The sequence below is a fragment of the Pseudomonas sp. RL genome (assembly GCF_000647775.1).
GTDB lineage: Bacteria > Pseudomonadota > Gammaproteobacteria > Pseudomonadales > Pseudomonadaceae > Serpens > Serpens flexibilis.
Genome location: NZ_JBOY01000021.1, coordinates 1 through 26,525, shown reverse-complemented (window position 1 = coordinate 26,525; position 26,525 = coordinate 1). Strand labels below are relative to the sequence as shown.

At 61.7% G+C, this 26,525-nt stretch carries 33 protein-coding genes; 27 read left to right on the top strand and 6 right to left on the bottom strand.

Features of this window, described 5'->3' with window-relative positions; all coding sequences use genetic code 11:
- Nucleotides 1-64: 64 nt before the first annotated feature.
- The 18 genes from AS93_RS0104675 to AS93_RS0104585 all read left to right on the top strand — a co-directional run bounded on the left by AS93_RS0104675 (nucleotide 65) and on the right by AS93_RS0104585 (nucleotide 12,663).
- The gene (locus AS93_RS0104675; RefSeq protein ID WP_027589522.1) at nucleotides 65-1,453 is read left to right on the top strand and encodes a hypothetical protein; all 1,389 of its coding nucleotides are present in this window, start codon (nucleotides 65-67) and stop codon (nucleotides 1,451-1,453) included.
- Between the two features lie 60 nt (nucleotides 1,454-1,513).
- Entirely contained in the window at nucleotides 1,514-1,900 is a 387-nt protein-coding gene (locus AS93_RS20540) for a hypothetical protein (protein ID WP_027589521.1), read from the top strand.
- Nucleotides 1,901-2,277: 377 nt separating this feature from the next.
- Nucleotides 2,278-2,652, top strand: a complete 375-nt coding sequence (locus AS93_RS0104660) for a hypothetical protein (RefSeq protein ID WP_027589520.1) — start codon at nucleotides 2,278-2,280, stop codon at nucleotides 2,650-2,652.
- Nucleotides 2,653-3,421: 769 nt separating this feature from the next.
- Entirely contained in the window at nucleotides 3,422-3,766 is a 345-nt protein-coding gene (locus AS93_RS18705; protein WP_037008518.1) for a hypothetical protein, read from the top strand.
- A 3-nt stretch (nucleotides 3,767-3,769) separates the two neighbouring features.
- Nucleotides 3,770-4,069 (top strand): hypothetical protein, encoded by a 300-nt coding sequence (locus AS93_RS18700; protein WP_037008516.1) that lies wholly within the window; start codon nucleotides 3,770-3,772, stop codon nucleotides 4,067-4,069.
- Nucleotides 4,066-4,236, top strand: a complete 171-nt coding sequence (locus AS93_RS20130) for a DUF1289 domain-containing protein (protein WP_081798208.1) — start codon at nucleotides 4,066-4,068, stop codon at nucleotides 4,234-4,236. Before AS93_RS18700 ends, AS93_RS20130 begins: the two co-directional genes overlap by 4 nt.
- Nucleotides 4,237-4,277: 41 nt before the next feature.
- Nucleotides 4,278-4,634, top strand: coding sequence for a hypothetical protein (locus tag AS93_RS0104640; protein ID WP_027589519.1), 357 nt, complete (start codon nucleotides 4,278-4,280; stop codon nucleotides 4,632-4,634).
- Between the two features lie 67 nt (nucleotides 4,635-4,701).
- Nucleotides 4,702-6,636, top strand: coding sequence for a hypothetical protein (locus AS93_RS0104635; protein ID WP_027589518.1), 1,935 nt, complete (start codon nucleotides 4,702-4,704; stop codon nucleotides 6,634-6,636).
- Complete coding sequence (locus tag AS93_RS0104630) at nucleotides 6,633-7,658, top strand: M28 family peptidase (RefSeq protein WP_027589517.1); 1,026 nt, start codon at nucleotides 6,633-6,635, stop codon at nucleotides 7,656-7,658. The genes AS93_RS0104635 and AS93_RS0104630 overlap by 4 nt, the downstream gene beginning before the upstream one ends.
- 113 nt (nucleotides 7,659-7,771) lie before the next feature.
- Nucleotides 7,772-8,200, top strand: a complete 429-nt coding sequence (locus AS93_RS19890) for a hypothetical protein (protein ID WP_027589516.1) — start codon at nucleotides 7,772-7,774, stop codon at nucleotides 8,198-8,200.
- A gap of 19 nt (nucleotides 8,201-8,219) precedes the next feature.
- Nucleotides 8,220-8,399: a carbon storage regulator gene (locus AS93_RS0104620; RefSeq protein WP_037008512.1), complete on the top strand. Its 180-nt coding sequence runs from the start codon at nucleotides 8,220-8,222 to the stop codon at nucleotides 8,397-8,399.
- 82 nt (nucleotides 8,400-8,481) lie between these two features.
- Nucleotides 8,482-9,141, top strand: a complete 660-nt coding sequence (locus AS93_RS18690; RefSeq protein ID WP_051587334.1) for a 3'-5' exonuclease — start codon at nucleotides 8,482-8,484, stop codon at nucleotides 9,139-9,141.
- Entirely contained in the window at nucleotides 9,138-9,704 is a 567-nt protein-coding gene (locus AS93_RS0104610; protein WP_027589514.1) for a hypothetical protein, read from the top strand. Before AS93_RS18690 ends, AS93_RS0104610 begins: the two co-directional genes overlap by 4 nt.
- A 62-nt stretch (nucleotides 9,705-9,766) precedes the next feature.
- Nucleotides 9,767-9,994: a hypothetical protein gene (locus AS93_RS0104605; RefSeq protein ID WP_027589513.1), complete on the top strand. Its 228-nt coding sequence runs from the start codon at nucleotides 9,767-9,769 to the stop codon at nucleotides 9,992-9,994.
- The gene (locus AS93_RS0104600) at nucleotides 9,991-10,215 is read left to right on the top strand and encodes a hypothetical protein (RefSeq protein WP_027589512.1); all 225 of its coding nucleotides are present in this window, start codon (nucleotides 9,991-9,993) and stop codon (nucleotides 10,213-10,215) included. Before AS93_RS0104605 ends, AS93_RS0104600 begins: the two co-directional genes overlap by 4 nt.
- 54 nt (nucleotides 10,216-10,269) lie before the next feature.
- Nucleotides 10,270-10,584 (top strand): hypothetical protein, encoded by a 315-nt coding sequence (locus AS93_RS0104595; protein ID WP_027589511.1) that lies wholly within the window; start codon nucleotides 10,270-10,272, stop codon nucleotides 10,582-10,584.
- A 10-nt stretch (nucleotides 10,585-10,594) separates the two neighbouring features.
- Nucleotides 10,595-11,731, top strand: a complete 1,137-nt coding sequence (locus AS93_RS0104590) for a hypothetical protein (protein WP_027589510.1) — start codon at nucleotides 10,595-10,597, stop codon at nucleotides 11,729-11,731.
- The gene (locus tag AS93_RS0104585) at nucleotides 11,728-12,663 is read left to right on the top strand and encodes a DNA polymerase (RefSeq protein WP_027589509.1); all 936 of its coding nucleotides are present in this window, start codon (nucleotides 11,728-11,730) and stop codon (nucleotides 12,661-12,663) included. The genes AS93_RS0104590 and AS93_RS0104585 overlap by 4 nt, the downstream gene beginning before the upstream one ends.
- A gap of 118 nt (nucleotides 12,664-12,781) precedes the next feature.
- Here AS93_RS0104585 and AS93_RS20125 read toward each other — a convergent pair whose 3' ends face one another.
- The 6 genes from AS93_RS20125 to AS93_RS20535 all read right to left on the bottom strand — a co-directional run bounded on the left by AS93_RS20125 (nucleotide 12,782) and on the right by AS93_RS20535 (nucleotide 19,530).
- Nucleotides 12,782-13,894: a serine/threonine-protein kinase gene (locus tag AS93_RS20125; RefSeq protein ID WP_218185747.1), complete on the bottom strand. Its 1,113-nt coding sequence runs from the start codon at nucleotides 13,892-13,894 to the stop codon at nucleotides 12,782-12,784.
- On the bottom strand, nucleotides 13,891-14,961 hold the full coding sequence (locus AS93_RS20120; protein ID WP_081798206.1) for a serine/threonine-protein kinase: 1,071 nt from the start codon (nucleotides 14,959-14,961) through the stop codon (nucleotides 13,891-13,893). The genes AS93_RS20125 and AS93_RS20120 overlap by 4 nt, the downstream gene beginning before the upstream one ends.
- 10 nt (nucleotides 14,962-14,971) lie before the next feature.
- Nucleotides 14,972-16,135, bottom strand: coding sequence for a PP2C family serine/threonine-protein phosphatase (locus AS93_RS20115; RefSeq protein ID WP_081798205.1), 1,164 nt, complete (start codon nucleotides 16,133-16,135; stop codon nucleotides 14,972-14,974).
- Nucleotides 16,136-16,399: 264 nt separating this feature from the next.
- Nucleotides 16,400-17,680: a Y-family DNA polymerase gene (locus AS93_RS0104580; protein WP_027589508.1), complete on the bottom strand. Its 1,281-nt coding sequence runs from the start codon at nucleotides 17,678-17,680 to the stop codon at nucleotides 16,400-16,402.
- Nucleotides 17,667-18,098, bottom strand: a complete 432-nt coding sequence (umuD, locus tag AS93_RS0104575) for a translesion error-prone DNA polymerase V autoproteolytic subunit (RefSeq protein WP_027589507.1) — start codon at nucleotides 18,096-18,098, stop codon at nucleotides 17,667-17,669. The genes AS93_RS0104580 and umuD overlap by 14 nt, the downstream gene beginning before the upstream one ends.
- A gap of 139 nt (nucleotides 18,099-18,237) precedes the next feature.
- Nucleotides 18,238-19,530, bottom strand: coding sequence for a hypothetical protein (locus tag AS93_RS20535; RefSeq protein ID WP_155956105.1), 1,293 nt, complete (start codon nucleotides 19,528-19,530; stop codon nucleotides 18,238-18,240).
- A 211-nt stretch (nucleotides 19,531-19,741) separates the two neighbouring features.
- Here AS93_RS20535 and AS93_RS0104565 point away from each other — a divergent pair, with 211 nt between their 5' ends.
- The 9 genes from AS93_RS0104565 to AS93_RS0104525 form a co-directional block, all read left to right on the top strand.
- Nucleotides 19,742-22,213 (top strand): primase-helicase family protein, encoded by a 2,472-nt coding sequence (locus AS93_RS0104565; protein ID WP_155956104.1) that lies wholly within the window; start codon nucleotides 19,742-19,744, stop codon nucleotides 22,211-22,213.
- Nucleotides 22,214-22,229: 16 nt separating this feature from the next.
- The gene (locus AS93_RS20530; RefSeq protein ID WP_155956103.1) at nucleotides 22,230-22,394 is read left to right on the top strand and encodes a hypothetical protein; all 165 of its coding nucleotides are present in this window, start codon (nucleotides 22,230-22,232) and stop codon (nucleotides 22,392-22,394) included.
- Nucleotides 22,387-23,259, top strand: coding sequence for a PD-(D/E)XK nuclease family protein (locus AS93_RS18685; protein ID WP_051587333.1), 873 nt, complete (start codon nucleotides 22,387-22,389; stop codon nucleotides 23,257-23,259). Before AS93_RS20530 ends, AS93_RS18685 begins: the two co-directional genes overlap by 8 nt.
- Nucleotides 23,260-23,307: 48 nt before the next feature.
- On the top strand, nucleotides 23,308-23,490 hold the full coding sequence (locus AS93_RS0104550; protein ID WP_027589504.1) for a hypothetical protein: 183 nt from the start codon (nucleotides 23,308-23,310) through the stop codon (nucleotides 23,488-23,490).
- On the top strand, nucleotides 23,487-24,857 hold the full coding sequence (locus AS93_RS0104545; protein WP_027589503.1) for a DEAD/DEAH box helicase: 1,371 nt from the start codon (nucleotides 23,487-23,489) through the stop codon (nucleotides 24,855-24,857). The genes AS93_RS0104550 and AS93_RS0104545 overlap by 4 nt, the downstream gene beginning before the upstream one ends.
- 29 nt (nucleotides 24,858-24,886) lie before the next feature.
- Nucleotides 24,887-25,327, top strand: coding sequence for a hypothetical protein (locus tag AS93_RS0104540; protein ID WP_027589502.1), 441 nt, complete (start codon nucleotides 24,887-24,889; stop codon nucleotides 25,325-25,327).
- A complete protein-coding gene (locus AS93_RS0104535) occupies nucleotides 25,327-25,527 on the top strand; it encodes a hypothetical protein (RefSeq protein WP_027589501.1) in 201 nt (66 codons plus the stop codon). The genes AS93_RS0104540 and AS93_RS0104535 overlap by 1 nt, the downstream gene beginning before the upstream one ends.
- Entirely contained in the window at nucleotides 25,524-25,916 is a 393-nt protein-coding gene (locus AS93_RS0104530) for a hypothetical protein (RefSeq protein ID WP_027589500.1), read from the top strand. Before AS93_RS0104535 ends, AS93_RS0104530 begins: the two co-directional genes overlap by 4 nt.
- Nucleotides 25,917-26,050: 134 nt before the next feature.
- Nucleotides 26,051-26,525: hypothetical protein (locus AS93_RS0104525; RefSeq protein WP_027589499.1), on the top strand; the 475-nt coding region annotated here is incomplete at its 3' end.

Sequence of the window (26,525 nt, the reverse complement as noted above, 5' to 3'; positions counted from 1 at the left end):
TGCGCGGTTGCACCCGCGCACAGGCCGGACGTTGAAACCCACTGGGAAATGAAGGAATCAACACATGAAAGTGAACAACACCAACATGATTATCGCAACCGCCCGTGGCGCAGAACCCCTGCTGCCTCTCATCAACAAGGAGATGTCCCTCAAGGAATGGGCTCAGGCCCTGGCCGGTGAGTCGGTCACCACCCGCCAGGGGCGCGAAATCAGCGCCGCCCGTGCAGCCCTCAACGGCGCGCAGTTCGCGATGACCAACATCGCGATGGCCCTGCGCTCCGCCACCGAGCTGGGAATGCTGCCCTACACCAAGGCCACCGCCGAGGTGAAGCGGGTCTACACCCTGCTCGACACGCTGCGCAGCGCCTTTGCCGGCGTGCGCAACGAGGCGCACCGCGAGCTGACTGTCGCCGAACTCACCCTTCTGGTGAAGGACGGAGCCTTCGACGGGGTGCAATCCAGCCACGCGGAGCCCTACACCGAGGAAGAACTGGTGGACATGGGCCTGGGCTGGGATGCCATCGAGGACATCCTCACCGCCCAGGAGGCCGGGATGCACCTGCACCAGCCCGACCTCAGCGACACCAGCGGAGGCTGGTCAGAAGATGAGGGGATGTTCCGCACCTCGGTCCACTCGCCGACCCAGCTGTGGGACATCGAGCTGCGCGACGTGCAGTTCGCCGAGTTTCACGCAGCCCCGGTGGCCCTGATCGGGCTCGACTGGCCCACCCAGCATCCGATGTGGGAGCCGCTGCTGGATCGCCTGGCCGACACCTGGCAGGCCGCCATCGAGTACGCCGACGACAAGGACACGGCTGCCCGCAAGGTCGAACGCCGCGAGGCGGTACTGGAGGATTTGCACGCCAAGCCGGTGATGGCGCGCTGGGTAATCAACCACATCACTCGCCGGGTCTGGCGGGACATGGAAATGCTCAAGCTGCGCCGCGAGGACGTGCTGGAGCGCCTGGACTGGGTGGAGCGTCGGGCGATGCAGGAGGAACGCTACAACGTCCCCTCGCAGGTCACCCGCGTGGGCACTGGCGAGCATCAGGAGTATGAGCGCAAGGCGTACCTGATGTACCTGGAGCTGAGCGAGGCCGAAACGGCGCGCCACGCCGAGCACGATACCCAGGTCGAGCGGGATCGGGCCTGGGCCGAGGCCCAGCGGGAGGCCATCGACAACCTGCTGGCCGGGCTGGGCTCGCTGTACCAGGCGCTGCGGACGATGGATCTGAAGCTGACCAAGCTGTGGGAGCTGTTCGCCGAGAACGACCGCCCGGCCGAGCCGCCGCTGTACTGGAGCAAGGACCGCTACTTCCTGGCCCACGAGGAAGACGCCGCTCGCGCCCAGGTGCGCATCGAGGCCGCGATGGCCAAACAGAAGGCCCGCGAGGCCGAGGGTGACGCGCTGATGAAAGCCGCCGCCCTGGTCGCGGACATGCTGGGCCTGTAACCAACCAATCAACCACCCACCGCCCGGGGCCTCGTGCCCCGGGTCCAGGAGGCATCACCAATGAAAATGTCCGAGCGCCGCGCCGCTGCTGCCGCGCGCATCCTGCACCTCACCCGATCCACCCCGCCCGCCAAGCCCCGCATCCGGGTGTACATGGGCGGCATCGTCACCGACCTGATGCTCAAGCTCGCGCTGGGCATCGAAACCGCCGCCCAGGCCTACACCCGCTGGGCCGAGGCACGGGCCGAGCAGCACACCGAAGGCGGTATCTGCCCCCACTGCCGGGGGACCGGGCGCTATCGGTTCCACACCAACGCCGCCCGTAACGAGCGGTGCTTCCGCTGCAACGGGAAGGGTCGCCTGGACGTTCGCGACCTGGCCTTCTTCAACCGCCGGTTGGGAGGCGCCGGCCCCATCTGCTGGGTGACTACCGCCGCCGCTGCGTGAGTGCGGGCTGACCCCTCCGATTAACCCCTGACCAAGAGCAGCGTCCGCGTCTGCGTCTGCTTCAGCGTCTGCGTCAGCGTCTGCGTCTGCGTCTGCGTCTGCGTCATGGTGTGTTGCCAGGTGTGATGTGTCTTGTGTGATGAGACCTATGACACGTGGCTGCACGAGGACGATGGACTCCCGCAGGACGAACGACACGGGGCACCACGGAGCCTCTTGTCCCGAGTCCCGAGTGGCTCAAGCACGGCACCCACGACCCGCGTCGCTGACAGTGGAAGCCTGGCAACAGGCAGCAGCGGCGATCATCCAGAGCCCTGCTGCGCGGGACGAGGGCTGTTTGCTATGGTTTCACCCCCACCCCACAGGGAGGATCGACAATGCCAAGGATCAAAGGCGAATCGACCCTGCGCTGGAGTCATTTCCACGCGCTGGCAAAGGCCCTCGACAAGGCGCAATCGACTGTCGATGCGGTCAAGGAAGCAGGCATCCCGGTAGCCACCTGGCGGCGCCTGCGGTCACGGTGGATTGCCTTCGACCTGGAGCGAATGCTGTGCGACCAGGACCCAGAAGGCACGCCCTGCGACCTGTATCACATCGACGAACTGGTCCGGGCCAAGCGCCCCGTGCCCCCCGGCAGGCCGCTCGGGGCGCAGGACACGCGGCCCAGGACACGCAGCCCGGGCAAGCGCCCAGCGGCCCTCGAGACGGTGGCCCGTCCACTGCCAGGGGACCTGGCTGAGCGTTTCCTGTAGCAATCAACCCTCGACCCTTGCCCCGTGACGAACGTCGCAGGGCGGGGCAGCCAGGATGTTTGGCAGAGTCGAAGATCGCGGGACGAAGGTCACGCGCACGAGGGCAAGGGGCGGGCGGCCCCGGTTTAGCCCTCGGCGGGTGGCACTTGTCCCAATCTCTGCCACCCACGTGCCACCGCATTTTCCCCACGGCAAATCGCACGAACCGCTCTAGCACGGGCGTTTCAGCGATATGGCATTGTGCCGGGTGGCAGAGGTGGCAGAGGTGGCACGTAACGTTCACATCGGCGGCTCTAAAACCAAAGTGCGAGTTATCCGAAACACTGCGGTGGCAGAGGTGGCAGACGGTGGCACTACGTCTGCCACCACTCCAGCCTTAGTGCCACGTGGCTTTGAGCCCCGGTGGCAGAGATTTCGAGGTCACTTTGATTTCTATAAAACCAAAGTGCGACTTATCTCTTTTCAGCATGGGATAACTCGCACTTTCATTTTATTCCTGTCGATGTCAGCTAAAAAATCAAATCTCTGCCACCCAAAGGGCTGAAAGCCCCGTGGCACTAAGCGTTGAGCCGGTGGCACCTACGTGCCACCCACGTGCCACCTCTGCCACCCTAAAAAAACAAACCGCTCTAGCACGCGGCTTACAGCCAGGTGCTCTTTTCGAGGACCCTCTCACTCTCTGCCACCGCCCAGTTGGCAGAGCCAAAGAAACCAGCTAAATATGTGGCTCTGTCAAAGGGCCTGACAAAAAACACAAGGAATGTGCCCCATGAAACTCACCAATCTGACCTCCCACCCCCTCAAATTCTTCACGCCCAGCGGGGTGCTGGAACTCCCTCCCTCCGGTCAGTTGGCCCGTGTCTTTACCCACTCCACACCCATCGGCGAACTCGCCGGCATGGCCGTGGTACGCCCGACGTTTGGCGAAATCACCGGGCTGCCAGACCCCGCTCCCGACCACACCTTCGTGGTCAGCCAGATCGTGCTCACAGCGTTGAAAGCGGCAGGAATTATCCGCAGCGATGTTGTGGCGCCCGACACCACCCCCGTGGGTGGTGCCATCCGTGACGCGCAAGGGCGCGTGCAAGGTGTTACTCGACTACTAGGGATGTAAGTCATGAACGCAGTAGCCACCCTCGACCTGGAATACGCGGCCAAAGTCCTTGGCCTCCCCCTCCCCGCCCAGCCCCGGGAACCTCGCCGCAAGGCCACGGCCACGGCGCACGTGCCCGGTCGCACGATCGTGCTGTCCGTGCGACGCAAAGACAGTTCGGGTGCCCCCTACGGCAACCCGGTGTCCTTCGCACATACCTCGCGTTCGGTATTTCGCACCGCGGCGTTAATCGAAGCCGAACGCGCAGCCCGCGCCGCCGGCTACGTGCCCTGGGTCATCCTCAACGACGGAGACAACCCATGACGCGCGTCCCCTCCCCCTGCATCCGCGTGTGCAAGCTCGCAGCCGATGGCCATTGCCTCGGCTGCGGTCGTTTACCCGATGAAATTCGCCACTGGGACGATGCCTCCGACCGGGAGCGTCAGTTCATCGTCCGCCGAGCCAAGCGCCGGCTCGAACAGCAGCAGTAAGGCAGTCGCTGCACTCACCCCCGCAACCAAGGAGCAACACCATGAGTGAAGCCTTACAGAAGATCGTCAACGCCCAGGCCATTCGCCGCGCCGAGCAGCAGTACCGGCTGGCCCAGCTGTTCACCCCATTCGGCTTTGAAGCCGAGCGCCAGGACTACGACCGCGTGGCGGCGTTCCTGGACAACCCCCGCCGGGCCTTCCCCCAGCCCACCGATGGCATCGCCTCGAGCCTGACCCGCATCGAGGCCTCGCTGCGCGAGACCCAGGCCCTGCTGGAAGCGTTCGAGGCCCAGGGCCTGACCCCGCAGATGGACGCCGACAAGCTGTTCATCACGGCCAAGGCCAACGTGACCGGACAGCGCGCCAACACCGCCGCCTACCACGACGCAGCCGCGTGACGACCCCCTAAAGGAACTGCGCGCCGTGGGGCAGTTAGCCCCACGCCACTGACAAGGAGCGTGCTGCATGAACCAACCCACCCATTCACCAGCGCCGACCCTGCGCTCGGCCCTGGAGCAGGGGCTGGCCTTCGTCATCCGATACCTGAACCAGTTGCCGGAGGACATCCCCCTCGTAGTCGCCTATGCCCCCATTGGGCCAGCCATTGACGACTGCGCCGTCCTGGAAGCCCACCTGCCCGTGGAAACGGTGCGGAGCCTGGACCCCGACAACAATCCGCCGGCCTGGGCCGCCAGCCTGTCGTACCAGGCATTCGGCGAGACCCACTACCGCCTGACGCTGCGCATCCCGCTGCCGGTTTACTTCCAACGGGCGATGCACCAGGCCCTGCGGCGCTTCACCAACAGCCACCTGCAGGGTGACATCCCCACGAAGCTGGACGGCTTCGACGTGCTGGAGGGCCGGGTCTTCCTGCATAGCGTCTCCGAGCAGGCGCGCTCGGACAGCCTGCCGGGCATCGCCGCGTCCTTCTCCATGCTGTATTACGCGCCGGACAACTGGCACGCCCAACGGCTGCTGGCCAATGTGCGATACACCCCGGTGCCCCTGGACGAGCCGCTGTGGAAGGTTCGAGAACGGGTGCGGGGCATTCACACCTATGCCCCGCTGCCCGACGCCCTGCTGCAGGTCCTGCCGCCCGAAGTGATGGACGCGGAGTTCCCGCACATCGCCATCAAGGAAGGCAACGCCGGCATGATCGCCTACACCGCCTCCGAACGCGCCGGCATCCTCGACCGGCAGCAGGTCATGAAACCCGGGCGCTACATCCGCCAGCACTGCCCCCAACTGACCGACGAGCAGGTCAAGCAGCTGGCCGCCGAGGTCACCGGGGCGCTGGACGCCGACATCCACGTCAGCCACGACCCGGACGAGTTCGAGCGCGTCTATCGCCGCGGGCCAAGCAGCTGCATGGCCTACGGCCCGGACGGCAAATGCTGGAACGTGCTTTACGTGGACGGCGACTTCTATCACCCGGCCCGGGTCTATGCCCACCCGGAAAACCACATCCGCATCGTCTGGCTGGAACAGGGTGGACGCATCGGCGCGCGCACGCTGATCAACACCAAGAGGATGCAGTACCCGACCATCTACGCCTCGGACGCCGTGGCCCGTGCCCGATACCGCCTGGAGCTGTGGCTGGACGCCAACGGCTACACCCAGAACGACCATGCCCTGCGTGGTGAGAAGCTGATCCGCCAGGCCGTGGACCGGGACCCCGACTCGATCATCTGCCCATACATCGACTGCGGGAACCAGGGCGTGGAGGTCTACCACGACCACCTGATCGTCGGTGGCCCCTACGAAGCCGACCACGAGACCGGCTGCCTGGAGGACTTCAACCCCGACGGCAGTGGCATGGTCCACTGTGACGACTGCGACCGCCGGGTCGACGCCGGCGACACCTACACCACGGTCCACAACGAGGAAGTCTGCCAGTTCTGCGTCGATGACAACTACACCCACGTCTACGACCTGGACGAGGGCGCCACCCGCTATGCCCCGGACGGCTCCAGCTACATCTACCGGCTGCACAGCAGCGTGTCCCGCTCCAGCTTCCACTTCGAAGGCCTGGTGTACACCGAGTCCCGCAGCACCCTGCAAGCCGCCGGGCTGGTCGAGCTGTGCAGCCATTACTACGACGACAGCGACCTGGTGGCCGAGCAAGACGACTGCATCGAGGACGAGGACGGCGATTGGCTGCTGACCGAGGACGTGGAGCAGTTTGGCCTGTTCATCGACGAGGGCGACGACGTGGCCCGGCCGATTGCCGACTGGGCCGTGCTGATCGACGAGGACGGCGACTGGGACCTGACCCGCCGCGAAGACATCGACCCGGACGAGGCGGTCGAGACCACCGCCTACCCCACCAACTGCCCCTACGCCATGCTGCCGTGCTACGCGGCGCTGGCCGAAGTGGCCGAGACAGAGGATGTCGCATGAAAGCCACCGCCCCCGCCCCCCGCTGGACCGCGCCGAAGTACACCCCGCCCAAGGCCTTCGCCAAGGCGGTGCTGCCAACGCCAGTGCCCATCGCCGCGCTGATGGACATCGTGTCCTACAACCGCGACGGTCGCTCCCCGGGTGAGCGCATCGTCATCGAGCGGTACATCGAGGCCCTGGACGGCGTGGTGAGCGACGACTACGGCAACTACTGGCTGGAAATCCGCCTGCCCGATGGCGGGCGAGCGTCGTCGATGTTCACCGCGCACACCGACACCGTGCATTCGATCAGCGAGGACCCGCAGCAGCACAAGCTGGCCATCCGCGACGGCATCCTCAGTCGCCGCGGCGGTGGCGTGCTGGGCGCCGACGATGGCACCGGCATGTGGCTGCTGCTGAACATGATCGCCCAGCAGGTTCCGGGCATTTACGTGTTCTTCCGCGACGAGGAAACCGGCGGCGGGGGCTCCAGCTACGTGGCCAAACACAAGATCGTCGACCTGTCGCACATCAAGCGCTGCATCAGCTTCGACCGCAAGGCCACCAGCCACGTGATCACCCACCAGGCCGGTGGGCGCTGCTGCTCGGACGCCTTCGCCAACGCCCTGGCGGGCCAGCTCAACGGGCTGAGTTTCGGCTTCGCCTTCGCACCCAACGACGGCGGCAGCTTCACCGACTCGGCCAACTTCACCGACCAGATCCCGGAATGCACCAACCTGTCGGTCGGCTACTACGACCAGCACTTCGACACCGAATGCCAGGACCTGACCTTCGCCAGCCGCCTGGCCCTCGCCCTGGCCCGGGTGGACTGGGAAGCGCTGCCGGCCGAGCGCGACCCGAAAGACACCGACGACGAGCACGGCTGGCGCTACAGCGGCTTCAACGGCTACCGCAGCTTCCTGGGTGACGACGAAATGGTGTCACTGATCGAGCGCTACCCCGACGAGGTAGCGGAGATTCTGGAGCAGCTGGGCTGGGACGCCGACACCCTGCGCGACCAGATCGCCGAACTGCTCGCATGACGGGTTCACATTTGCGTGAAACATTTGGCGCCGACAAATCCTTTCCGCTATTTATTTGGCACTGCCAAATAAGGCGGCCTATGATTCACCCCGCACAAGGACCCCCTACGGACATGGACACACCCGTGCAACTGATCGAACTGCCCCCCATATCCGCCTGCTTCTCGACCTACAAGTCGAAGCTGCTGATCGAGCCCGGCGACGGACCCGCAGACCACCCCGGCACCTGCTACATCCGTCCCGCCGACAGCACCCAGCGCCTCGCCATCCACCTGTACCACGGTCGCACCGACCCACAGCAGGACATGGATGACTGGGGCTTCGAAGGCCCCGCGTTCACCTGCATCGCCGTCACCCACGACCCGGATCGTGTGCTGTTCGACGGCTGCGACCCCCAGTCCCTGGCCCTGGCCCAGCGCCTGGGTCTGGCAACCCCTGGAGACACCATCGCCGTGGACTACCACGACGACATGCTGTTGGTGCCGCAGTTCCGAGACTCCCAGCCCGCCTACTTCGGCGACCTGAGCATCACCCCCCAGTAAACCCTGCATGGAGCAAGGAATGAGCAACCCTGGACGCTTGACCATATCTCGCCAGAGTGGCGAGAAATTCTACATCGGCGACGACATCGAAGTCATGGTGCGCATTGACCCCGACCGGGATCGCACCATCCGCGTGACCATTGTCGCTCCCCGCGATGTACGCATCACCCGCGCAGAGCTGATGCCCGAAAAAAATTGATCAACAAACGAACGGACTTCGTACCTCGCGGCAGGAATGGGGCGCCCTGCGCCCCGCCGCACCCAACCTGGACGTTGACCCTATGACGACCCGCCCGAATCTGCACGTCAGCATCGACCTGGAAACCCTGTCCACGTCGCCGGCTGCCGTGATCCTGAGCATTGGCGCCATCGCCTTTTGCGAAGACACCGGACGCACCGCGCACTTCGCCACCGTCGTGTCGTTTGACAGTCAGGATGACCGTCAGATCGACGCCTCCACCCTGGAGTGGTGGCAAGGCCAGAGCGCCGAGGCCCGCATTGTCCTGGACTTGGCCCGTGAGCCGGACACCCCGACCCTGCGCCAGGCCCTGGACCTGTTCACCGACTGGATCGGCACGTTTGGCGCCACCCACGACGTACACGTGTGGGGCAATGGCTCCGACTTCGACGTGGCCATCCTGGCACACGCCTACAAGAGCTTCACGCCCTTCGTGCCGTGGAACTTCCGCAAGGCGCGTGACATGCGCACCCTGTACGACATCACCGCGCGCTTCGGTCTGAACATCAAGGCCTACACCCCGCGCGTGGGCACCCACCACAACGCCCTGGACGACGCCCAGTACCAGGCCAACATCATCCACGAATCGCTGCGCCAGATCGGCCTGATCGCCCGCTTCATCCGCGACGAGCAGCCGGACCTGTGGCAGGCGTATCTCGCCCAGGAGAGTCAGCCGCAGCTGGCCCAGGAGGCGTCAGCATGAACCGGCTCGTCGGCATCATCGGCAAGGCCCGCACGGGCAAGTCCAGCGTCGCCCGGCACCTGCGCGAGAACCGCGACTTCTTCCCGGTGGCCTTCGCCACCCCATCGCGCGACATGCTCAACGTGCTGTTCATGCACCTGGGCATCGCCCCGCGCTGGGACGACGAGGGCTGGAAGGAGGCGCCGCTGCCGGGCATCGGCAAGAGCCCGCGCCAGTTGCACCAGACCCTCGGTACTGACTGGGGCCGCAACCTGGTCCACGAGGGCCTGTGGGTCGACGCCGCCGCGCGCGAGCTGGGGCTGATGGAGTACGTCGGCTACCAGGACCTCGTGGTCGAAGACGTGAGGTTCCACAACGAGGCGCAGTTCATCCTCGACCAGGGCGGCGTGCTGATCCACCTGATCCGCCCGGACGCCAAGCCCGTCGCCGCGCACAGCAGCGAGCAGGCCGACTGGACCGGCTTCGAGCGCCACGAGGTCATCAACAACGGCTCACTCGAGAACCTGTTCCACCTGGTGGACAACATCCTCGGCATGTACGCCGTGGACCACACCACCGCCTGACCCCAACCACTGCACGGACGCGACGATCCACCGGCAGGGATGCCGTGACTGGAGAACCCGTCATGCCTGATCGTCGTCCTGTCCCGATTGGGGACATTGTTTTATCCGGGTACTTCGCGCTGTGCCTGGCCCTGGGCCTGACCCTGATCGCCCTGCTGGGTAATGGCCTGGCCTGGGCGAACTGTGCCTGGGCCAACCGCGACAACCCGCTGCCCACGCGCTTCGTGGCCTTCAAGGGCTGCTACGAGCAGTTCGACGGCCGCTGGGTGCGCGTCAGAGGCAGCCTATGACGCTTGCCCGCCTCGCCGTGATCTGCGTGATCCTGCTGCTGATCGCCGTTGGCGGCCTGCTCTACAGCCTGATGCTGCCGCGCCTGGTCAGCGCCCCGAATGACCCTGCCGTGCTCTGGGGCAGCCTGATCCTCACCGGCCTGACGCCGGTCTGGCTGTTTGCGCTGGCCTGGGCGTTCAGCCTGCTGCTCACCCTCGAGAAACCCACTCAGAAACCATAAGCCCCCTGTGCTCGCCCGGGACCGGGCGAGCCCTTTCCCGCGAGGAACGCACCCATGCTCACAGACCCCAACGATCTGACCACCAAGGTCCTCCTGGCCAACGCCGCCAAGACCCTCCTGGAGCCCGAGGTAGACGTGGCCGCCCGCAACCTGCACCGCGCCCTGCGCAGCGCGACCGACACCGGCAACGCCAGCATGGCCCTGCTGCTGCTCACCGGCGCCTTCGCCATCACCAACGTGCGCCCCGGCGGCGAAGCCGCGGTTCTGGAAACACTCAGCAACGCCCTGCGCCTGATGTTCCAGCAGCGCTTTCCCAGCCTCCGGGACGCCGCCACCACCAGCGCCCCGGCGACCGCCACCCTGCACTGAGAGGGCAACCGTGAACATCCTGGGCACCGACTACCTGCTGGCCACCCTGGACTTCGAAACCTACTACGGCCCGAAGTACAGCCTGACCACGATGAACACCTTCGAGTACGTGAGCGACCCGCGCTTCTCGATCCACGGCGTCGGCATCCAGATCGAGGGCGGCACCCCGCGCTGGTTCCGCGACACCGAGGACGCCCTGGCGTACATCGAGGACAGCAACCCGGACGGCCTGCCGGTCGCACTGCTGTGCCAGAACACCTACTTCGACGGCTGGATTCTGCACAAGAAGTTCGACTGGCACCCGGACCTGTACCTGGACACCATGGGCATGAGCCGGGGCCTGTTCCCCACCAGCAGCGCGAGCCTGGACGCCCTGTGCGAGCGCCTGTGGCCGAGCGACCCGACCATGCGCAAAGGCAAGGAACTGGTGCAGTTCAAGGGCGTGACCACGGCGCAGCTGTGGGCCAACCCCCAGCTCGAGCGGACGATGGCCGACTACTGCATCGGCAACGGCAAGCGCATGGGTGACGTGCCGCTCACCTACGCGGCGTTTGCGCGCATGGCTCCGCACTACCCGGACGAGGAATTGCGGATCATCGACCTGACCCTGCGGATGCACTGCGAGCCGATCCTGCACATCAACACCCTCCTGGTGCAGCAGACCATCGACGAGGCCACCGCCGAGCGCCACGCCAAGATCGCCGCCTCCGGGGTCAGCGAGAAGGTGCTGGCCTCCAATGCCCAGTTCGAGGCGCTGTTGCGCGCGCGGGGGATGCCGATCCCACTCAAGCCCTCGCCCACGCAGAAGGTCAAGGACGCGGACGGCAACGACACCGACCGGCCGGTGATGATCCCGGCCCTGGGCAAGGACGACGTGGGCTTTCGCGAGCTGATGCACGCCTACCCACAGCACAAGGCGCTGTTCGAGGGGCGCATCGCCGCCAAGAGCGTCGGTGAAATCACCCGTGGGCAACGCTTCCTGGCCACGGCCGAGCAGTGCGACGGCTTCATGCCCGTGGCGCTGATCTACTACTCGGCCCACACCGGCCGCTATGGCGGCGGCGAAAAGCTCAACCTGCAGAACCTGGGCCGGGGCTCGCGCCTGCGCCGCGCCCTGTGCCTGCCGACCCGTGAGGTGGCCGCATGACCATCGCCCTGCAACCCAACCTGCTGGACCAGCCGATCCAGACGGCGATCACCGGCGATCAGCTGGTGTACGTGGTGGACAGCTCGAACATCGAAGCCCGGATGCTGGCCTGGGAGTCGCGCCACGACGACCTGCTCGAGCAGTTCCGCCAGAAACAGGACGTGTACGCGAACTTCGCCACCCAGGTGTACGGCTACCCGATCAACAAATACGACCACCCCGATCAGAGATTTCTTGGAAAGACCTGCGTCCTGGGACTCGGATTTCAGGTGGGCTGGAAGAAGCTCCAGGGCTCGCTGGCCACCGCCGACACGCCCATGTTCATCGACGAACTGGAGGCCCGGCGCCTCGTCAACCTGTACCGTTCCCTCAACGCCCCAATCCCGCGCTACTGGGCCGAAGCCGAGGCGGCCATCGCCGACATGTACCTGGGCAACGAGCGGGACTGGGGGCCGCTGCGCATCTACAAGAACGCGCTGATCATGCCCAATGGCATGGCCCTGCAATACACCGGCCTACGCCCCGTGGCCCCGTCCGAGGACGGCAGCACCTTCGGCGGCTGGGAATACTGGAACGGCAAGTTCTGGACCAACCTGTACGGTGGCAAGCTGGTGGAGAACATCACCCAGGCGCTGTCCCGCATCGTGCTGTTCGGCCAGATGCTCAAGATCAACGACCTGCTGCGCCCGCACGGCGGCCGCGTGGCCCTCAACGTCCACGACGAAATCATCGGTGTGGGACCGAGCTTCGGCGCCCGCTACCTAGGCAAGCAGCCCAACGACAAGGGCAAGCTGGTCGACGTGTGGGACCGCACCGACAAGGCCCAGGCGCTGTTCGATGACATGGTGGGCATCATGCGCACCCCGCCGGCCTGGTGTGCGGACCTGCCGCTCGACGGTGAGGGTGGGTTTGGATTTGAGTACTCGAAATGAGGCAAGCACCTAAAAGGAATAGTGGTTCGGCCTATCTTGGCAACAAGCAGCAGCCCGGAGGGCTTAGGCTGATGCAATTTATGCTGAAGGTACTTGCTGATGCTCGCCCGCATCTCGATTAACGAAGCAGGAGAACTGGTGAACATCTTGGAGCCGGCACGCCTGGGTAAGATGTAAAATTAACTTTCTGATGTAAACCAGGGAAAACGTTACCGTAAAAATCGGATGCATGAAAAAATGCTTGAAGTCCCTGATATTCAATGAACCCGGCTGTAGCTGCGGCTCCATTGCGATAACGGATAGGATAAGTGCCAATCATCCCAACTTTACGAGAGCCCGTCGCATACATTAGCGAGTTAAATTTTTTCATCAAATCCTCTGCACTTGGTCTATTTTGAGGATCTACGGCAAGGCAGGAAATTAAAAGCTTCCAGAGGTTCGATTCTAGCTCTCGGGTGGCGGGATGCTTTCCAAACCAACTAGGCTTAGCTACTGAATAGTTGCCATGCTGATACAGCATGCTATTTCTAATGGCCTTATGACCTGCACCAAATGGCGGCTCGCCAGTTAACAAGTGGTACATGATGCATCCAAAAGCCCATATGTCCATCGGCATGCCGGCGCTCTTCCAGTCCTCCCAACACTCTGGGGCCATGTACGGAACCGCACCCAGCAATGTGTTCGAGGAAAGAAGGGTTGACTCATTCTCTTCAAATAACTCCATCTCAGCCAAAATCTCAGCTTCGGCTAATTTTGCAATCCCGAAATCGGTTAGCTTTATCGACTCCATCGACGCATCAACCGAAGTCATGATATTGCTAGGCTTTAGATCCCTATGACATATACCCATCTTATGTGCCTCATACAATGCCTTGGCAACATGATGAGACACATGTGCAGCAAGATGAGGGTCTAAAAAAAAGAACTCATTAGCTAAGCGATCATTCAGATCACGACCGAAGATGAATTCTTCGACCATGAACGTCAATGTCTCGTTCTCAAAATAATCAAGCGTTGCTGCCACATTAGGATGATTGACACGAGCTCCCATTTCCGCGCCACGCCGAAAGCGCCGATCTTTGGTTCCAGCTTTGGGGATTTTCACCGCAACATATCTATCAAGCGTCCGGTCATAGGCATAATAAACCTCTTGCATACCACCAGCCGCATGGAATCTGACAATTTCATAACGACCTACAAGTACACTGCCTGGAGCAAAGAGCTGACTCACAGTATCACCTCTGGATGAGAGGAGGAGAATGTTACCCAGTATCGGTTGCTTCCTAGCTCGGGGCGCCCAAACGTCAGAAGACAAGCATCATGCAGGCGCGACCCAGCAAACGCACCCCTGTTATTTATATATACATCACCCTCAACATCCGTTATTTCGAAATTAATACCGTCATAGACCACAACTATTCCACCAACTCCATTGAACCTTAATCCGACCCGCCGATTATCCTTGGAAATTGTGTGAACGCTCCCGCCGTAAACAAATATCCCTCTATGCTCGTCACAAACCAGATGATCTTTTATAGTATCGCAAAAAACTTTGGCAGATGGCCGCCGAGCCGGATTAACTGACAGGCAAACATCAATAAGCTCGATGACCTCTTTCGACAGCTTACCACCCATGACTGTAGCAAGAGAGGGTACATCAGCAGAGCTCTGGGGCGGAACCTCATGCAGCTCGCCGGGGAGGCTCGCACTGGCAAGTGCCCAAGCACAAACACCAAGCGCGTAAATATCCATCTCCTTTGTAATGCACGCACCCTCAACAAACAATTCAGGAGCCGCATATACGAAGGTTCCCCGATTGGCCCTCGTATGATAATCAGAACCTTCTACAGAAATACCAAAATCAAATAGCTTAACCACTCCAGCAGAAGACGCCTTAATATTGGCAAGCTTCAAATCCCTATGGACGATATCGGCATCGTGCAGAGTTTTTATGGCCTTCCCAATCTGATATAAAACTTTCAAGTAGCTTATTGGGTCATCCGCAGCTTCCAGGTGGAAATTCTCAAAAGACCTACCTTGAAGGTATTCAATAATTATCCCCTGAACTGCGCCTCGCTCATCTCTAATCACATCATAGATTTCAACTATGTGTTTAGATCGAGCCTTTGCCAGCATTTGAATTTCATTGCGGAGCTGCCCATCATCGTTCCCAGACTGCATGAACTTAAACAGAACATCTCGCCCCAAAAAATTATCCCGTACTGGCTGAACGCTACCAAAACCCCCACTCATTAGGGTGTTAGTGACTGCCGTATATCTTCCAGGTAAACTTATCATTTGATTCCATTCAATTTTCAGAATCTTTTTTCGGCTCAGGTTCGATTGATATCTCAATTTCAGCCCGCGCCGCCTTTTTCTTTTCCAAACTCGCCTCTTCGGATATCGTAAAGCCAAGCTGCCTCGGCTTCTTATTATCCTCTCCGCCAGCGCGCCCGTACTTCCTCACCCAGGTTCTTCTACCATCCGCCTTCATGATTGGCCGATCCAACCCGGCCAATCGTGCAGCAGATTCCGAAGCAGAAAGCACTATCTTGACATTCCCAAGCCACACATGAAGTTTTAACAAACCTGGCTCAACAGGAGGGATATTTTCAATCGCATCCCTAATTCTCTCAACCACAACAATAGATGCGTTATCTAACCCGCCCGCCCAATTTGAAAGCGACATTATCCTATTGACCGCAGCAGTAGAAGATGGCGCTTTCTTTAGCACAGCATTAAACCCATCCTCGCTCCCCTTCCAGGCTCCATCGGTGGCTAAAATAATTCCTTCACTTAAATACTCGGAATCCAAAATAGTTATCCGAAGATCATTAGCGGCTCTACCATCTTCGCCTATCGCCTGCGAAAGACTGCCTCCTAAACCCCGAAACTGTAAAGCTAATGGATTTTTAGAAAGTTCGGAAAGCTCGTTTTCTATTGTGTCATCTCTACTGATCTGCACTAACCGATCATTAAGAGGAGACCAAGCATAGATACGACTATCGCCTATATTGGCGGCAGCTTTCTCGCCATGACCTGTCGCTATGAAAACACTGAGGGTTGTTGCCCCTTTACCACGAAGGCCTTCGCGGACACGCTCGTCAACACGCTTGACTATCAGACGAAGCAGTGTAGAAAGGTTTCGTTTGGAGCGATTATGCGTCAGCTCTTCTAAAAAGATAGTAATTGCAAGAGATGCGGCAGCATCTCCCATCTCCGTGCCGCCCACACCATCGCATACGAGCACTACAAAATAAGTCTCACCATCCGCTGCAGAAACTTGGGCAACTGCAACACGGTCCTCATTTCTCGAACGAACCAAGCCTAAGTTGGTTCCAATAGCAACGGAAAGATCAGCAATAGCTATCGGAGGCATCGCATTCCAAGATGCGCGACCCATTTCACAAAATAGATCTTGACCGATCTGAGATGGGATGGTTTTGCGAAGCTCTGTTAAAAAAAGATTCATGTGCTCACTGTCTTAGGCTCTTGAGGGTATGCTGGATGTTGCAATGCGACACCTGGGGGTTGCATACAGGCTTTAGAACGAAAAGCGTCGTGGAAAACCAGTGCTGCTTCTGTGCTACAAATCGCGGGGGCGAGCAATTCGGTTGATTGGAAGGAGGGTCGACCGTAGCTTAGCAAATTCCAGTTTCGGGGCAACATCCGACCCAATCAATCTCTTTCTAGCGGCATGCACTACATGCGAGCCGATTCAACGCCACATGGCGCCTCACCTACACCCCACTACCCACAACTCATCGAGCCGGGTCGTGTAGCTCTGGCTCATCATCTCCCGCCGCATCCCCCAGTCCGGCGCCGTGGGCACTCGACCCGGCCGGATCGTACCCCGCCCCCACTTCGCGTTGATTTGATCCAGCACACCCATCACCCGCTCCGACTCTGCGGGCTGCACCTCGGCGAATAGATCATCCGTGTACTCACCGCGCTGCCGCAGGTCCATCAGCAGAATCTCCGCTTTGGAAAACGCGAACCCCTCCCGGTACACCTGCTCCAGCCCCGCCAGCGCAGCGCGGGTGACCAGCCGGGTGTCGTCCGTTGGATAGGGAAGCTCGCAGACAATGCCCTTGGAAAACTTGGGTTCATCTGGATTGAACATGCCGGTGCGGATCGACACCCGCACCCGCTTGCAAAGCGAATGCTGCGCACGCAGCTTTTCGCACGCCCGGGCAGCGTAGGTCGCCACCGCTTCGCGAATAGGAGGCAACTCCCGCAGCCGCTGGCCGAACATGCGCGAACAGCAGATTTCCTGCTTGGGCGGGGCCACCTGCTCCAGGTCGAGGCAGGGTGTGCTACGCAGCTCGCGGGCCGTCTTCTCGACCACCACACTGAATTGCTTGCGCAGCGTCCAGGGGTCGAAATGCGCCAAATCCCATGCGGTCTTGATCCCCAGCCGATCCAGGTGCTCGGTCATGCGCCGGCCGATGCCCCAGACTTCGGAAACCGCCGTGTTGCGCAGCACCCAGTCGCGCTTGTGCGCCTCGCAGATGTTCACCACCCCACCCGTCTGCTGCTGCAGACGCTTGGCCGTGTGGTTCGCCAGCTTGGCCAGGGTCTTGGTCGGGGCGATGCCCACCCCCACCGGGATGCCGGTGCGCTGGAGCACCTCCCGGCGGATCGTGCGGCCCAGCCTTTCCACGTCAGCGATCCCGGACAGGTCCGCGAACGCCTCGTCGATGCTGTAGACCTCCAGCGCCGGCACGAGGCTTTCGATCACCGCCATCACCCGCTCGCTGATATCGCCATACAGCGCATAGTTCGACGAGAACACCGCGACACCCCAGCGCTCCAGGTCGCGGCGAATCTGAAAATAGGGAGCACCCATCGCGATGCCCAGCTTCTTCGCCTCGGCGCTTCGGGCGATGACACAGCCGTCGTTGTTGCTCAGCACGACGATGGGGGTGCGCGCCAGATCGGGACGGAAAATCCGCTCGCAGCTCGCATAGAACGAGTTGCAATCAATCAGGGCGATGGCCCGTTCAGTAGTGCCCATGGCAACGCACGCTGTAGCGGACCACGCCCCAGACACCCAGCTCGTCACCCTCCAGCAGGTAGCGCGTAGGGAACTGCTTGTTGGCCGAACGCAGCAGCGTCTGGCCATTCCGCTGGTCGAAAATCTTCACCAGACACTCGCCATTCAGAGCGGCGATGACGACCTGCCCGGGCTCAGGGAGCCGCGACCGATCAACAACCAGGATGTCCCGGTCGAAGATGCCTACGTGGATCATGCTGGTTCCCGCCGCCCTGGCGAGGTAGGTATGCGGCGCGCGGATGTCCATCAGGTCATCCAGGGAGATAGACCCTTCCATGTGATCCTGGGCCGGGCTGGGAAACCCGGCTGGCACACAGGAACTGAAGAACGGCAGCTGGGCCTGAGAGGGGGCCGCCCGCCCGAGAAGGTAGATGCCCATGGCGGTTTCTCGATTACTGTACACCCATACAGTATCGCGGTTTTTCGGCCCTGGATAGTAGGCCGGCAGCGACCGCCTAAGGAAAGCACCTTCAATGGGTGTGGCAACGAGAAAGACCACCTATCGCAGCGTGTTCCGCCTAACAATAATCATTTAAGTGACCCTGTACTTCGCTAAACTCAAAGCCCCCCAGAGCTCTTCTTCCTACTTTGAGGCGACTTTCTACTTTTAATTCGATAGTAATACCACGGCCCGGCACTTCACTATCGTTCCGATGAACGCCACTGGCATTTGCGTCAAATTTTGCAAAAAAACCTCTATCGAAACCCACTATTCTCATCTCATCAATTTCCACCTCTTCAAAATAAGTATCTGACTCGGATATAGCTCCCGCCACGCCTTCTGATTCCAGCAATGAGAAACGTTTTTCTTGAGCAAATTCCTTCCCCGCCTCAGTCAGCATTTCCAAGTCAACGAAATTGTATGGCAGAATTTCGAAAATGGAAACAATATGGTCAAACAAATCCCCTGGCGTCAAATTTACATGATACCCCTCAGCAAGGAGAATTTGCTCCAGTCTAGACGCTAGAGATTCGGAGTCGTAATAAACGTAGGAAACCTCAGAAAAACTTTCGTTATTGAACTCCTTATCATATAAAATATCTGCAAAGCTGTCATATCCAAATATAGCAGCAACCACTTCTCCCAATCCACCAAGAGACAATTCCTGATCATCAGCCCTCAGGCTCTCATCAAGCATTTCGAGAAAAAGATATGCCGACGGAAATCTATGGGAAGCTGCCTCGGCCTTCAACCTATCGCTATGCACGCTGAACCGCCTGCTCTCAAGCTCCGCCTGCCTAGCTTTGTTTTGGAGCGTGATCTCAGTTTCTTTTGCCTTATCGCTAGCCTCTTTTGCTTTCAAGACTTGCTCTTCAGCCTTCGCTTGCATGCGAACCCCTCTGTGTTTTCGCTGTTCCATCAGCTCTTTTCTGCGATCAAGCTCCAGCTGGACGCTCTGCTCGATAAACTTCTTTTCGGGATCAGACAAAATTTTTGCCTTATTAAGATCCTCCTGTTGCCTAACTTTACGCAACTCTGAATCAATAGCCTGCCTATAAAGAAGATCATCCGTAAACGAGAGGAGCCCTTTAACAAAAAAGGAAATCCATGGAAATAAAAAAAGGTATAAAAATGAGAAGAATAACGGCAATACCAAGACCGAATTAAACGAGAATAAATCAGTCGCCTTGATATAATTATCAAAATTTGAGATACGCTCCGATGCCTTCCCTTCCCCCCAAAAAAGCAATGCAATCTGATTCCAGTTAAATAACAACCAAGAAACAAAGAATGCACCTATAAAAGGGTCGCTAACCCTAACCTTTGCTGCCCCTGAAAAAGACGCCCATAAATCACTCAGTACTTTCATTACCCCTCCCCAGAAAAACCAGCTCTAAATCGCAGCCAAACAAAGGGCTGGCAACTAGACATCAGCAGATAGTGAGCAGTATGCCTCCGGCCGAACTTGATGTCATTTTGCCTCCCCAAGCAAGGTGACCTACAGCCCAACCTTCCTCACCTGGCCCACTCTGCCCAGCCCGACTATGTTTGGCAGTGCCAAATATTTTTTGGACAACACCATGACTGTGCCAATCACGCTTCTGGAGCCCGCACGGAATCTGCGACTGGCCAAAACCATCACCCAGGAGGGGGGAACGCCGTACCCGCTGGCCAAGACCTTCACCAGCCACACCCATTTCATCGCGCCCAACCCGCAAGGCCTGGATGAAGCCTTCGCCCTGATGCAGAGCCATGCGCTCAAGGGCCACTGCATCCACCGGGGCGTCCTCAAGGAACCCCTGATCAGCGAGTCGCGACGCAACAAGGCCGACAAGAACGCGCCGACCAACCTGCTGGTCATCGACCTGGACGACTTCATCCCGGAGACGCCCTTGGTCGCGCCGATCAGCAGCGCCACCCTGGCCGCCGTGGTCGAGCCGATCCGCCAGCTGCTGCCGGCGCCGCTGAACAGCACCGCCTGCATCGCCAACGCCTCGGCGTCCACCGGCATGAAGCCCAACGGGGCCATCGGCCTGCACCTGTTCTTCCTGCTCAAACGCCCGGTGTCCACCGCCCAGTTGACCCACTGGCTGACCGGCTTGAACTTCCAGGTCGAGCCCTTCAAGCGACAGCTCAAGCTCAACCGCTCGGGCATCAGCGTGAAGTGGGTCTGCGACCCGGTGGTGGCCCGCCCCGCCCAGTTGGTCTACATCGCCCCGCCGGAGCTGGTGGGCGTGGCCGACCCGTTCACGTCGCCGGCCGACCGCTGGGTGCTGCTGCCCGGCGAGCGCGCCACCTGCGACATCACCCAGCTGGTGCTCGACACCCTGCCCAGCGCCGTGCAGCAGCAGGCCGAGCGCATCCTCGCGGACCTGCGCAAGAGCGCTGGCCTCAAGCGCATGACCCCGCAGTACCGTTCGCTGACCGTGGACGGCGAGAAGGTCCAGGTGCTGACCAACCCGGACCAGCTGCAGATGACGCTGATCCGCGTGTCCGAGAAGTTCGCCTACTGGAACGTCAACGGTGGCGACAGCAACGCCTACTACAACCCCATCGGCAACCCGGAGATCATCTACAACTTCAAGGGCGAGCCGCCCTTCGAGCTGCGCAAGGCCAACGAGGACATCTACAACTGGTACTGCGAGACCTACAAGACGCAGATCAGGGACACCAGCGACCCGCGCCCGCTGGCCTTCCGGGAAATCGACTCCGACACCCACTACGCCGTGGAGTACAACCCGCGCGATGACCGGGTGCTGCGCATCAACAAGATTCAGAAGCAGAACCTGGCCGACTGGTGCGCCAGTTACGGGGTGCCGCTGGCCGATCCGATCCCGCAGTGGACGGTGACCTTCGACCCGACCACCACCCTGGTGATCGACTGGGACAACCAGCGCCTGAACCTCTTTCAGGCCACCGAGCTGCTACGCAACCCGCCGGCCCTGTTCCCGACCTACGCCGGACGCAGCCTGGGCGGCGCCAAGGACGCCCTCAGCCAGCTGTGCCCTTTGATCTACCGCGTGCTGTACCACATCTGCGGGAGCAGCGACCCGGAGTTCGAGTGGTTCATCAACTGGCTGGCCTACCTGCTGCAGACCCGCAAGAAGCTGTCGACCGCCTGGGTGTTCAGCGGCATCCCCGGCACCGGCAAGGGGATCTTCTTCAACCGCATCCTGCGCCCGCTGATCGGTGAGAAGTACGCCACCAAGAAGCGCCTGGACCACCTGGAAGAACAGTTCAACGCCTACCTGCAGCACACCCTGTTCCTGGTCTACGAGGAATTCCGCCTGTCCGACTCCAAGCAGGACGGCAAGCTGCTCAACAAGCTCAAGGACGAAATCGGCGGGGAAACCTCCAACATCCGGGCCATGCGCACCGACGTGCTCGAAGTGGCCAACTTCACCAACTACATCTTTTTCTCCAACCACCAGGACGTGATCCGCATCGAGGACGGCGACCGGCGCTTCAACATCGCCCCGCCCCAGCGGACCACCCTGCGCGCCGTCTGGCCGACCGTTGTCGAGGACCTGCCGCGGCTGGACGACGAGCTGGGCACCTTCGCCGGCTTCATGCTGGCCTACAAGGCCGACGAGAACGCCGCGCGCACCTGCATCGAGAACGAAGCCAAGCAGCGCATGAAGACCCTGGCCCTGGGGTACAACGAGCGCTTCTGCCTGGCCGTGCGCCACGGCGAGCTGGACTTCTTCCTCGAAGTCCTGGAGCTGGACGTGGCCAACGACCTGTCCCGCTCGGTGCAGATCACCACCGCGCAGAAATACGTGCGCGCCTGGGCCGGTCAGGTCGACGGCGCACCCGCGCGGGTCACGGCCAAGGAGCTGTACACCGTCTACCTGGCCCTGCATGACGCCCGCATCACCCAGCCGAAGTTCACCCAGCTGCTCAACCGCAACGACGTGCCCGTGCAGCGCGCCAAGGTGCATGGCGAGAAGACCACCTGCGTGGACATCCAGTGGTACTCGAACCTCGAGCACGACGAGCTGACCGCCCTTACCGCGCCCGGCCGCAAGCCGGCCCACGCCAACTTCCACTGACCCAGGAGCCATGGACGTGCCCAAACCCCAGCAATACCTGACCCCCGAACACGCCCTCGAGCAGATACAAGCCCTGCTCAGCGAGCGTGAATGGAACGCCGACACCCTCGGGGTCGTGGCCGAAGTCCTCGCCGATGCCGGTTATTCCATCGAGGACTTCCAGGGCTACGACAATGACTGACAGCACCTTCAACCCGGCCGCCTTCGGCAGCGGCAAGGTGGCGGTGCCGCCGACCGTGGCCCCACCGCCGGACACCACTGTCTTCAACCCGGGCGCCCTGCGCGCCCAGCTCCAGGCCAAGCAGCAGGCCATCCTCGACCTGCGCACCGCGCCGCTGGGCACCGTGCCCACCTGGTCGATGTCCCGGCTGTTCGACTTCGAGGACTGCCCGCACAAGGTCTACCTCTCCGTCGTGGCGAAGATGCCCTCGCCCAGCGGCCCGGCCGCCGAGCGCGGCACGCAAATCCACAACCACATCGAGGGCTACATCCAGGCCGAACACAGCGATGTGATCAAGGAGATGCAGGGCTTCCTGCCGCTGATCAACCTGCTGCGCGAGGAATACGCCGAGGCCCGCGTCGAGGTGGAAGGCGACTGGGGCTTCACCCGTACCTGGGGCGTCACCGGCTGGACCGGGAAGGACGTGTGGGCGCGCATGAAGCTCGACGCCATCCACTTCGAGAGCCCCACCAGCGCCAAGGTCATCGACTGGAAGACCGGCAAGAAGTGGGGCAACGAAATCAAGCACGGCCAGCAGGGCATGGGCTACGCCATCGGCGCCTTCGCCCGCTACCCGGAGCTGGAGCTCATCAGCGTGCAGTTCGCCTACCTGGACAAGGGCGAGGAACTGCGCGCCGCCTACACCCGCCGCCAGGCCGACCTGATGCGCCCGATGCTCGAGCGCCGCGCCGATGTGATGACGACCAGCGTCACCTTCGACCCCAAGCCCAGCTTCCACGCCTGCCGCTTCTGCCCGCACGCCAAGGTGCAGGAAGGCCGCAGCGAGCCGGCCTGCCCCTGGGCCGATGAACACGTCACCCACTGAGGGGAGCCAAGGAACCAGCAGGCAGCAGCACGCCGCCAAGGAGTAGCCATGATCCCCGCCTGGATCAGCCGCCACACCGATCCCCGGGACCCGGACTACATCGGCCCGGACCCGGACGAGGAAACCCCGCAGGACGCGATGGATGAGCCCGATTACGACCCCGACGACTTCGATGCCGGGGAGAGCGACAGCGGGCCGTACCATTACATTCCGAAGGGACGTTACGCATGATTCCACCCCTGTTTGCCCACCAGGAAGCCAACGCGCAGTTCAAGGTCGAGCATCCGCGCATGTTCGACGGCTCGGACCCCGGCACCGGCAAGAGCCGGGCCACCCTTGAGGCCTTCTCGCGCCTCAAGAAGGCAGGCCTGGCCGACCACATGCTGGTCCTGGCGCCCAAGTCGATCCTGCGCCCGAGCTGGTCGGCCGACTGCGCCAAGTTCACCCCGCACCTGCTCTGCTCGGTGGCCACCGCCAAGGAAAAGGACAAGGCCTTCTGGCCCAGGGAGCAGGCCGACGTGTACGTGTGCAACCACGACGCCGTGCGCTGGCTGGCCGGCATCACGCTCACCGGCCGCTGGGTCCTGGTGGTCGACGAGTTCCCCGCCTTCAAGAACCGCACCGCCCAGCGCAGCAAGCAGCTGGCCGTGATGCGCAAGCAGTTCGACTACCGCTGGTTCCTGTCCGGGACCATGAACAGCAACGGCGCCTGCGACATCTGGCACCCGGCCTTCCTGGTCGACGACGGCGAACGGCTGGGCCGCCAGTTCTGGGGCTTCCGCACCCAGGTCTGCGAGCCGGTGCCCACAGGCCCCGGTGGCCAGTACGTCGAGTGGCACGACAAGCCACACGCACAAATGATGATCGCCGACCGCCTCAAGGACATCACCTTCCGCGTCAAGCTCGAGGACTGCCTGGACATGCCCGAGAACGTCCAGCGCGTGCTGCATGTCGAGCTGCCACCCAAGCTGATGACCCAGTACCGGCAGTTGCAGCGCGAGGCGGTGCTGGATCACGACAGCGGCGCGCGGATCAGCGCGGTCCATGCCAGCGCCAAGACCAACAAGCTGCTGCAGCTGTGTTCCGGGGCGGTGTACGCCGGCGACGGCACCTACCAGGTGTTCGACACCAGCCGCACCGAATTGGCCCTGGAGCTGGTGCAGCAGCGCGAGCAGTCGGTGGTGGCCTTCATCTGGCAACACCAGCGCGACCAGCTGGTGGCTGCTGCCGAGGCCGCCGGGATCAGTTACGCGGTAATTGACGGCTCGGTGCCACTGATCGAGCGCGAGAAGGCCGTGGCGATGTTCCAGGCCGGCAAGCTGCGCGTGATCTTCGCCCACCCCCAGTCGGCCGGGCACGGCCTGACCCTGACCAAGGGCACGGCCACCATCTGGGTCAGCCCGACCTACAACGCCGAGCATTTCCAGCAGTTCAACCGGCGCATCTACCGCGCCGGCCAGACCCAGCGCACCGAGACCATCTGCATTGCCGCCGCCGGCACCGCCGAGGAACAGGTGTACGAGAAGCTGAACGGAAAGATCGAGCGCATGGACACGCTGATGGACCTCTTGTGCGGCCTGCAAGACCGGGCCGCCTGATAACCCACCCCACCCCTGGAGACACACCCATGAACGCACCTGCACTGATCGACAACCTGAACGCCGCCGGCCTGACCGCCGTGGTCATCGACGAGAACACAGACATGGACTCGCTGCCCACCCTCAACGCGGCCCCCGCCCCGGCCAACCCGGTGCAAAGGCCGCTGGAGAACCTGGCGCTGATGGCCCGCACCCTGAACCGCAGCCTGAGCCGCGCCTGCGGCATGGACACGGACATCACCAACCAGCGCACCACGGTCCTGATCGCCCGCAACGACGTGACCCGGGCGATGACCGAGGGCGGCGACTTCGACGCCAGCTCCCGCGCCTTCAAGCAGGCCAACAACAAGCTCGATCGCATGATCGAGGCCCGCGAGGTCCTGCTGGCCAACGCCAAGGCCGACATCCGCGTGCTGCGCGGCCTGCTCGACGGGCTGGATGACGAGATCGCCACCCTGGAGGCCCAGTGATGCCGCCCTTCGACCAGGAAGACCTGGGGCTGTCACCCGGGCAGCTGGACGACAAGTACAACCCGGAAGGTGGGGGCGAACACCCCTACTTCACCCGCCAGGACTGGCACAACGCAGTAGCCACCGGCCGCACCATGAGCGGCTACTGGGACTGGCTCTACCGCGAGATTCACAACATCAACCTGGAGGACCTGACATGACCGTCGCCACCCCCACCAAGACCCGGCTGGACACCCTGGCCGAGGAACGTGACCGCCTGCGCGAGGCCAAGCGCGAGCTGGAACGCCAGGTGGCCAGCCTGGACGAACAGCTCAAGGCCAACGAGCAGGACATCATCGAACTCGCCGACCAGACGGGCCTGACCCGCTTCGCCGTGGGCAAGCTGTCCTTCTCGATCAGCGAGAACACCGTGGGCCAGGTCGAGGACTGGGATACCGTCTACGACTACATCCACGACAACCGGGCCTTCCACCTGCTCCAGCGCCGGCTGTCCAATGCCGCCTACAAGGAGCTGCTGGACGCCGGCGAGGCCCCGCGGGGCATCAACCCGGTCACCCTGCGCAGCCTGAACATGCGAAAAGCCACGTGATTCGCCGTCCATCCAATACATTTGGCAGCGCCAAACCCTCGCTTGTGGGATTTGGCACTGCCAACTAGACTGCCTCTTGCCTCCAAGGTACGGGGCTGACGCCCGAAAGGGCCTTTCGTAAAAGGAACTTACTCATGTCGAAAGAAGTAGCCGCTGCATCCGCACCCAAGTCCGTCGTCGCCTTTCTGAGTGACGACCAACTGCCCGCCCACATTGCCCAGGGCACGGGCGCGGGTAACGAGAACGTCTCCAGCCAGGACATGGCGATCCCCCGGCTGGACCTGATCCAGCAGCTGTCCCCGCAGCTGGACAAGAACGACGCCAAGTTCATTGAGGGTGCCCAGCTGGGCCATATCTTCAATAGCCTGACTGGCGAGCTGTACAACCACTGCTTCGTGATCAACCTGCATTATGAGAACAAGTGGCAGGTGTTCAAGGACCGCAAGTTCGGCGGTGGCTTCGAAGGCTCCTTCGACTCCGAAGCCGAGGCCCTGGCTCACCTGGACGCCAACCAGCTGCCGCGCAATCAGTACAACGTGTCGGAAACCGGCATCCACAAGTGCCTGTTGCTCAACGACCAGGGCGAGCCGGATCAGCCGGTGCTGATCT

Excerpts from the sequence above, each read along its gene's own strand:
- AS93_RS0104635 (WP_027589518.1), top strand. The coding sequence starts at position 4,702 with ATGAACCAACCCACCCATTCACCAGCGCCGACCCTGCGCTCGGCCCTG.
- AS93_RS18690 (WP_051587334.1), top strand. The coding sequence starts at position 8,482 with ATGACGACCCGCCCGAATCTGCACGTCAGCATCGACCTGGAAACCCTG.
- umuD (WP_027589507.1), bottom strand. The coding sequence starts at position 18,098 with ATGGGCATCTACCTTCTCGGGCGGGCGGCCCCCTCTCAGGCCCAGCTG.
- AS93_RS0104600 (WP_027589512.1), top strand. The coding sequence starts at position 9,991 with ATGACGCTTGCCCGCCTCGCCGTGATCTGCGTGATCCTGCTGCTGATC.
- AS93_RS18705 (WP_037008518.1), top strand. The coding sequence starts at position 3,422 with ATGAAACTCACCAATCTGACCTCCCACCCCCTCAAATTCTTCACGCCC.
- AS93_RS20130 (WP_081798208.1), top strand. The coding sequence starts at position 4,066 with ATGACGCGCGTCCCCTCCCCCTGCATCCGCGTGTGCAAGCTCGCAGCC.
- AS93_RS0104610 (WP_027589514.1), top strand. The coding sequence starts at position 9,138 with ATGAACCGGCTCGTCGGCATCATCGGCAAGGCCCGCACGGGCAAGTCC.
- AS93_RS0104545 (WP_027589503.1), top strand. The coding sequence starts at position 23,487 with ATGATTCCACCCCTGTTTGCCCACCAGGAAGCCAACGCGCAGTTCAAG.
- AS93_RS0104595 (WP_027589511.1), top strand. The coding sequence starts at position 10,270 with ATGCTCACAGACCCCAACGATCTGACCACCAAGGTCCTCCTGGCCAAC.
- AS93_RS0104550 (WP_027589504.1), top strand. The coding sequence starts at position 23,308 with ATGATCCCCGCCTGGATCAGCCGCCACACCGATCCCCGGGACCCGGAC.
- AS93_RS18685 (WP_051587333.1), top strand. The coding sequence starts at position 22,387 with ATGACTGACAGCACCTTCAACCCGGCCGCCTTCGGCAGCGGCAAGGTG.
- AS93_RS20535 (WP_155956105.1), bottom strand. The coding sequence starts at position 19,530 with ATGAAAGTACTGAGTGATTTATGGGCGTCTTTTTCAGGGGCAGCAAAG.
- AS93_RS0104605 (WP_027589513.1), top strand. The coding sequence starts at position 9,767 with ATGCCTGATCGTCGTCCTGTCCCGATTGGGGACATTGTTTTATCCGGG.
- AS93_RS19890 (WP_027589516.1), top strand. The coding sequence starts at position 7,772 with ATGGACACACCCGTGCAACTGATCGAACTGCCCCCCATATCCGCCTGC.
- AS93_RS0104540 (WP_027589502.1), top strand. The coding sequence starts at position 24,887 with ATGAACGCACCTGCACTGATCGACAACCTGAACGCCGCCGGCCTGACC.
- AS93_RS0104620 (WP_037008512.1), top strand. The coding sequence starts at position 8,220 with ATGAGCAACCCTGGACGCTTGACCATATCTCGCCAGAGTGGCGAGAAA.
- AS93_RS0104630 (WP_027589517.1), top strand. The coding sequence starts at position 6,633 with ATGAAAGCCACCGCCCCCGCCCCCCGCTGGACCGCGCCGAAGTACACC.
- AS93_RS0104640 (WP_027589519.1), top strand. The coding sequence starts at position 4,278 with ATGAGTGAAGCCTTACAGAAGATCGTCAACGCCCAGGCCATTCGCCGC.
- AS93_RS18700 (WP_037008516.1), top strand. The coding sequence starts at position 3,770 with ATGAACGCAGTAGCCACCCTCGACCTGGAATACGCGGCCAAAGTCCTT.
- AS93_RS0104660 (WP_027589520.1), top strand. The coding sequence starts at position 2,278 with ATGCCAAGGATCAAAGGCGAATCGACCCTGCGCTGGAGTCATTTCCAC.
- AS93_RS20540 (WP_027589521.1), top strand. The coding sequence starts at position 1,514 with ATGAAAATGTCCGAGCGCCGCGCCGCTGCTGCCGCGCGCATCCTGCAC.
- AS93_RS0104585 (WP_027589509.1), top strand. The coding sequence starts at position 11,728 with ATGACCATCGCCCTGCAACCCAACCTGCTGGACCAGCCGATCCAGACG.
- AS93_RS0104565 (WP_155956104.1), top strand. The coding sequence starts at position 19,742 with ATGACTGTGCCAATCACGCTTCTGGAGCCCGCACGGAATCTGCGACTG.
- AS93_RS20115 (WP_081798205.1), bottom strand. The coding sequence starts at position 16,135 with ATGAATCTTTTTTTAACAGAGCTTCGCAAAACCATCCCATCTCAGATC.
- AS93_RS0104580 (WP_027589508.1), bottom strand. The coding sequence starts at position 17,680 with ATGGGCACTACTGAACGGGCCATCGCCCTGATTGATTGCAACTCGTTC.
- AS93_RS0104535 (WP_027589501.1), top strand. The coding sequence starts at position 25,327 with ATGCCGCCCTTCGACCAGGAAGACCTGGGGCTGTCACCCGGGCAGCTG.
- AS93_RS20120 (WP_081798206.1), bottom strand. The coding sequence starts at position 14,961 with ATGATAAGTTTACCTGGAAGATATACGGCAGTCACTAACACCCTAATG.
- AS93_RS0104675 (WP_027589522.1), top strand. The coding sequence starts at position 65 with ATGAAAGTGAACAACACCAACATGATTATCGCAACCGCCCGTGGCGCA.
- AS93_RS0104530 (WP_027589500.1), top strand. The coding sequence starts at position 25,524 with ATGACCGTCGCCACCCCCACCAAGACCCGGCTGGACACCCTGGCCGAG.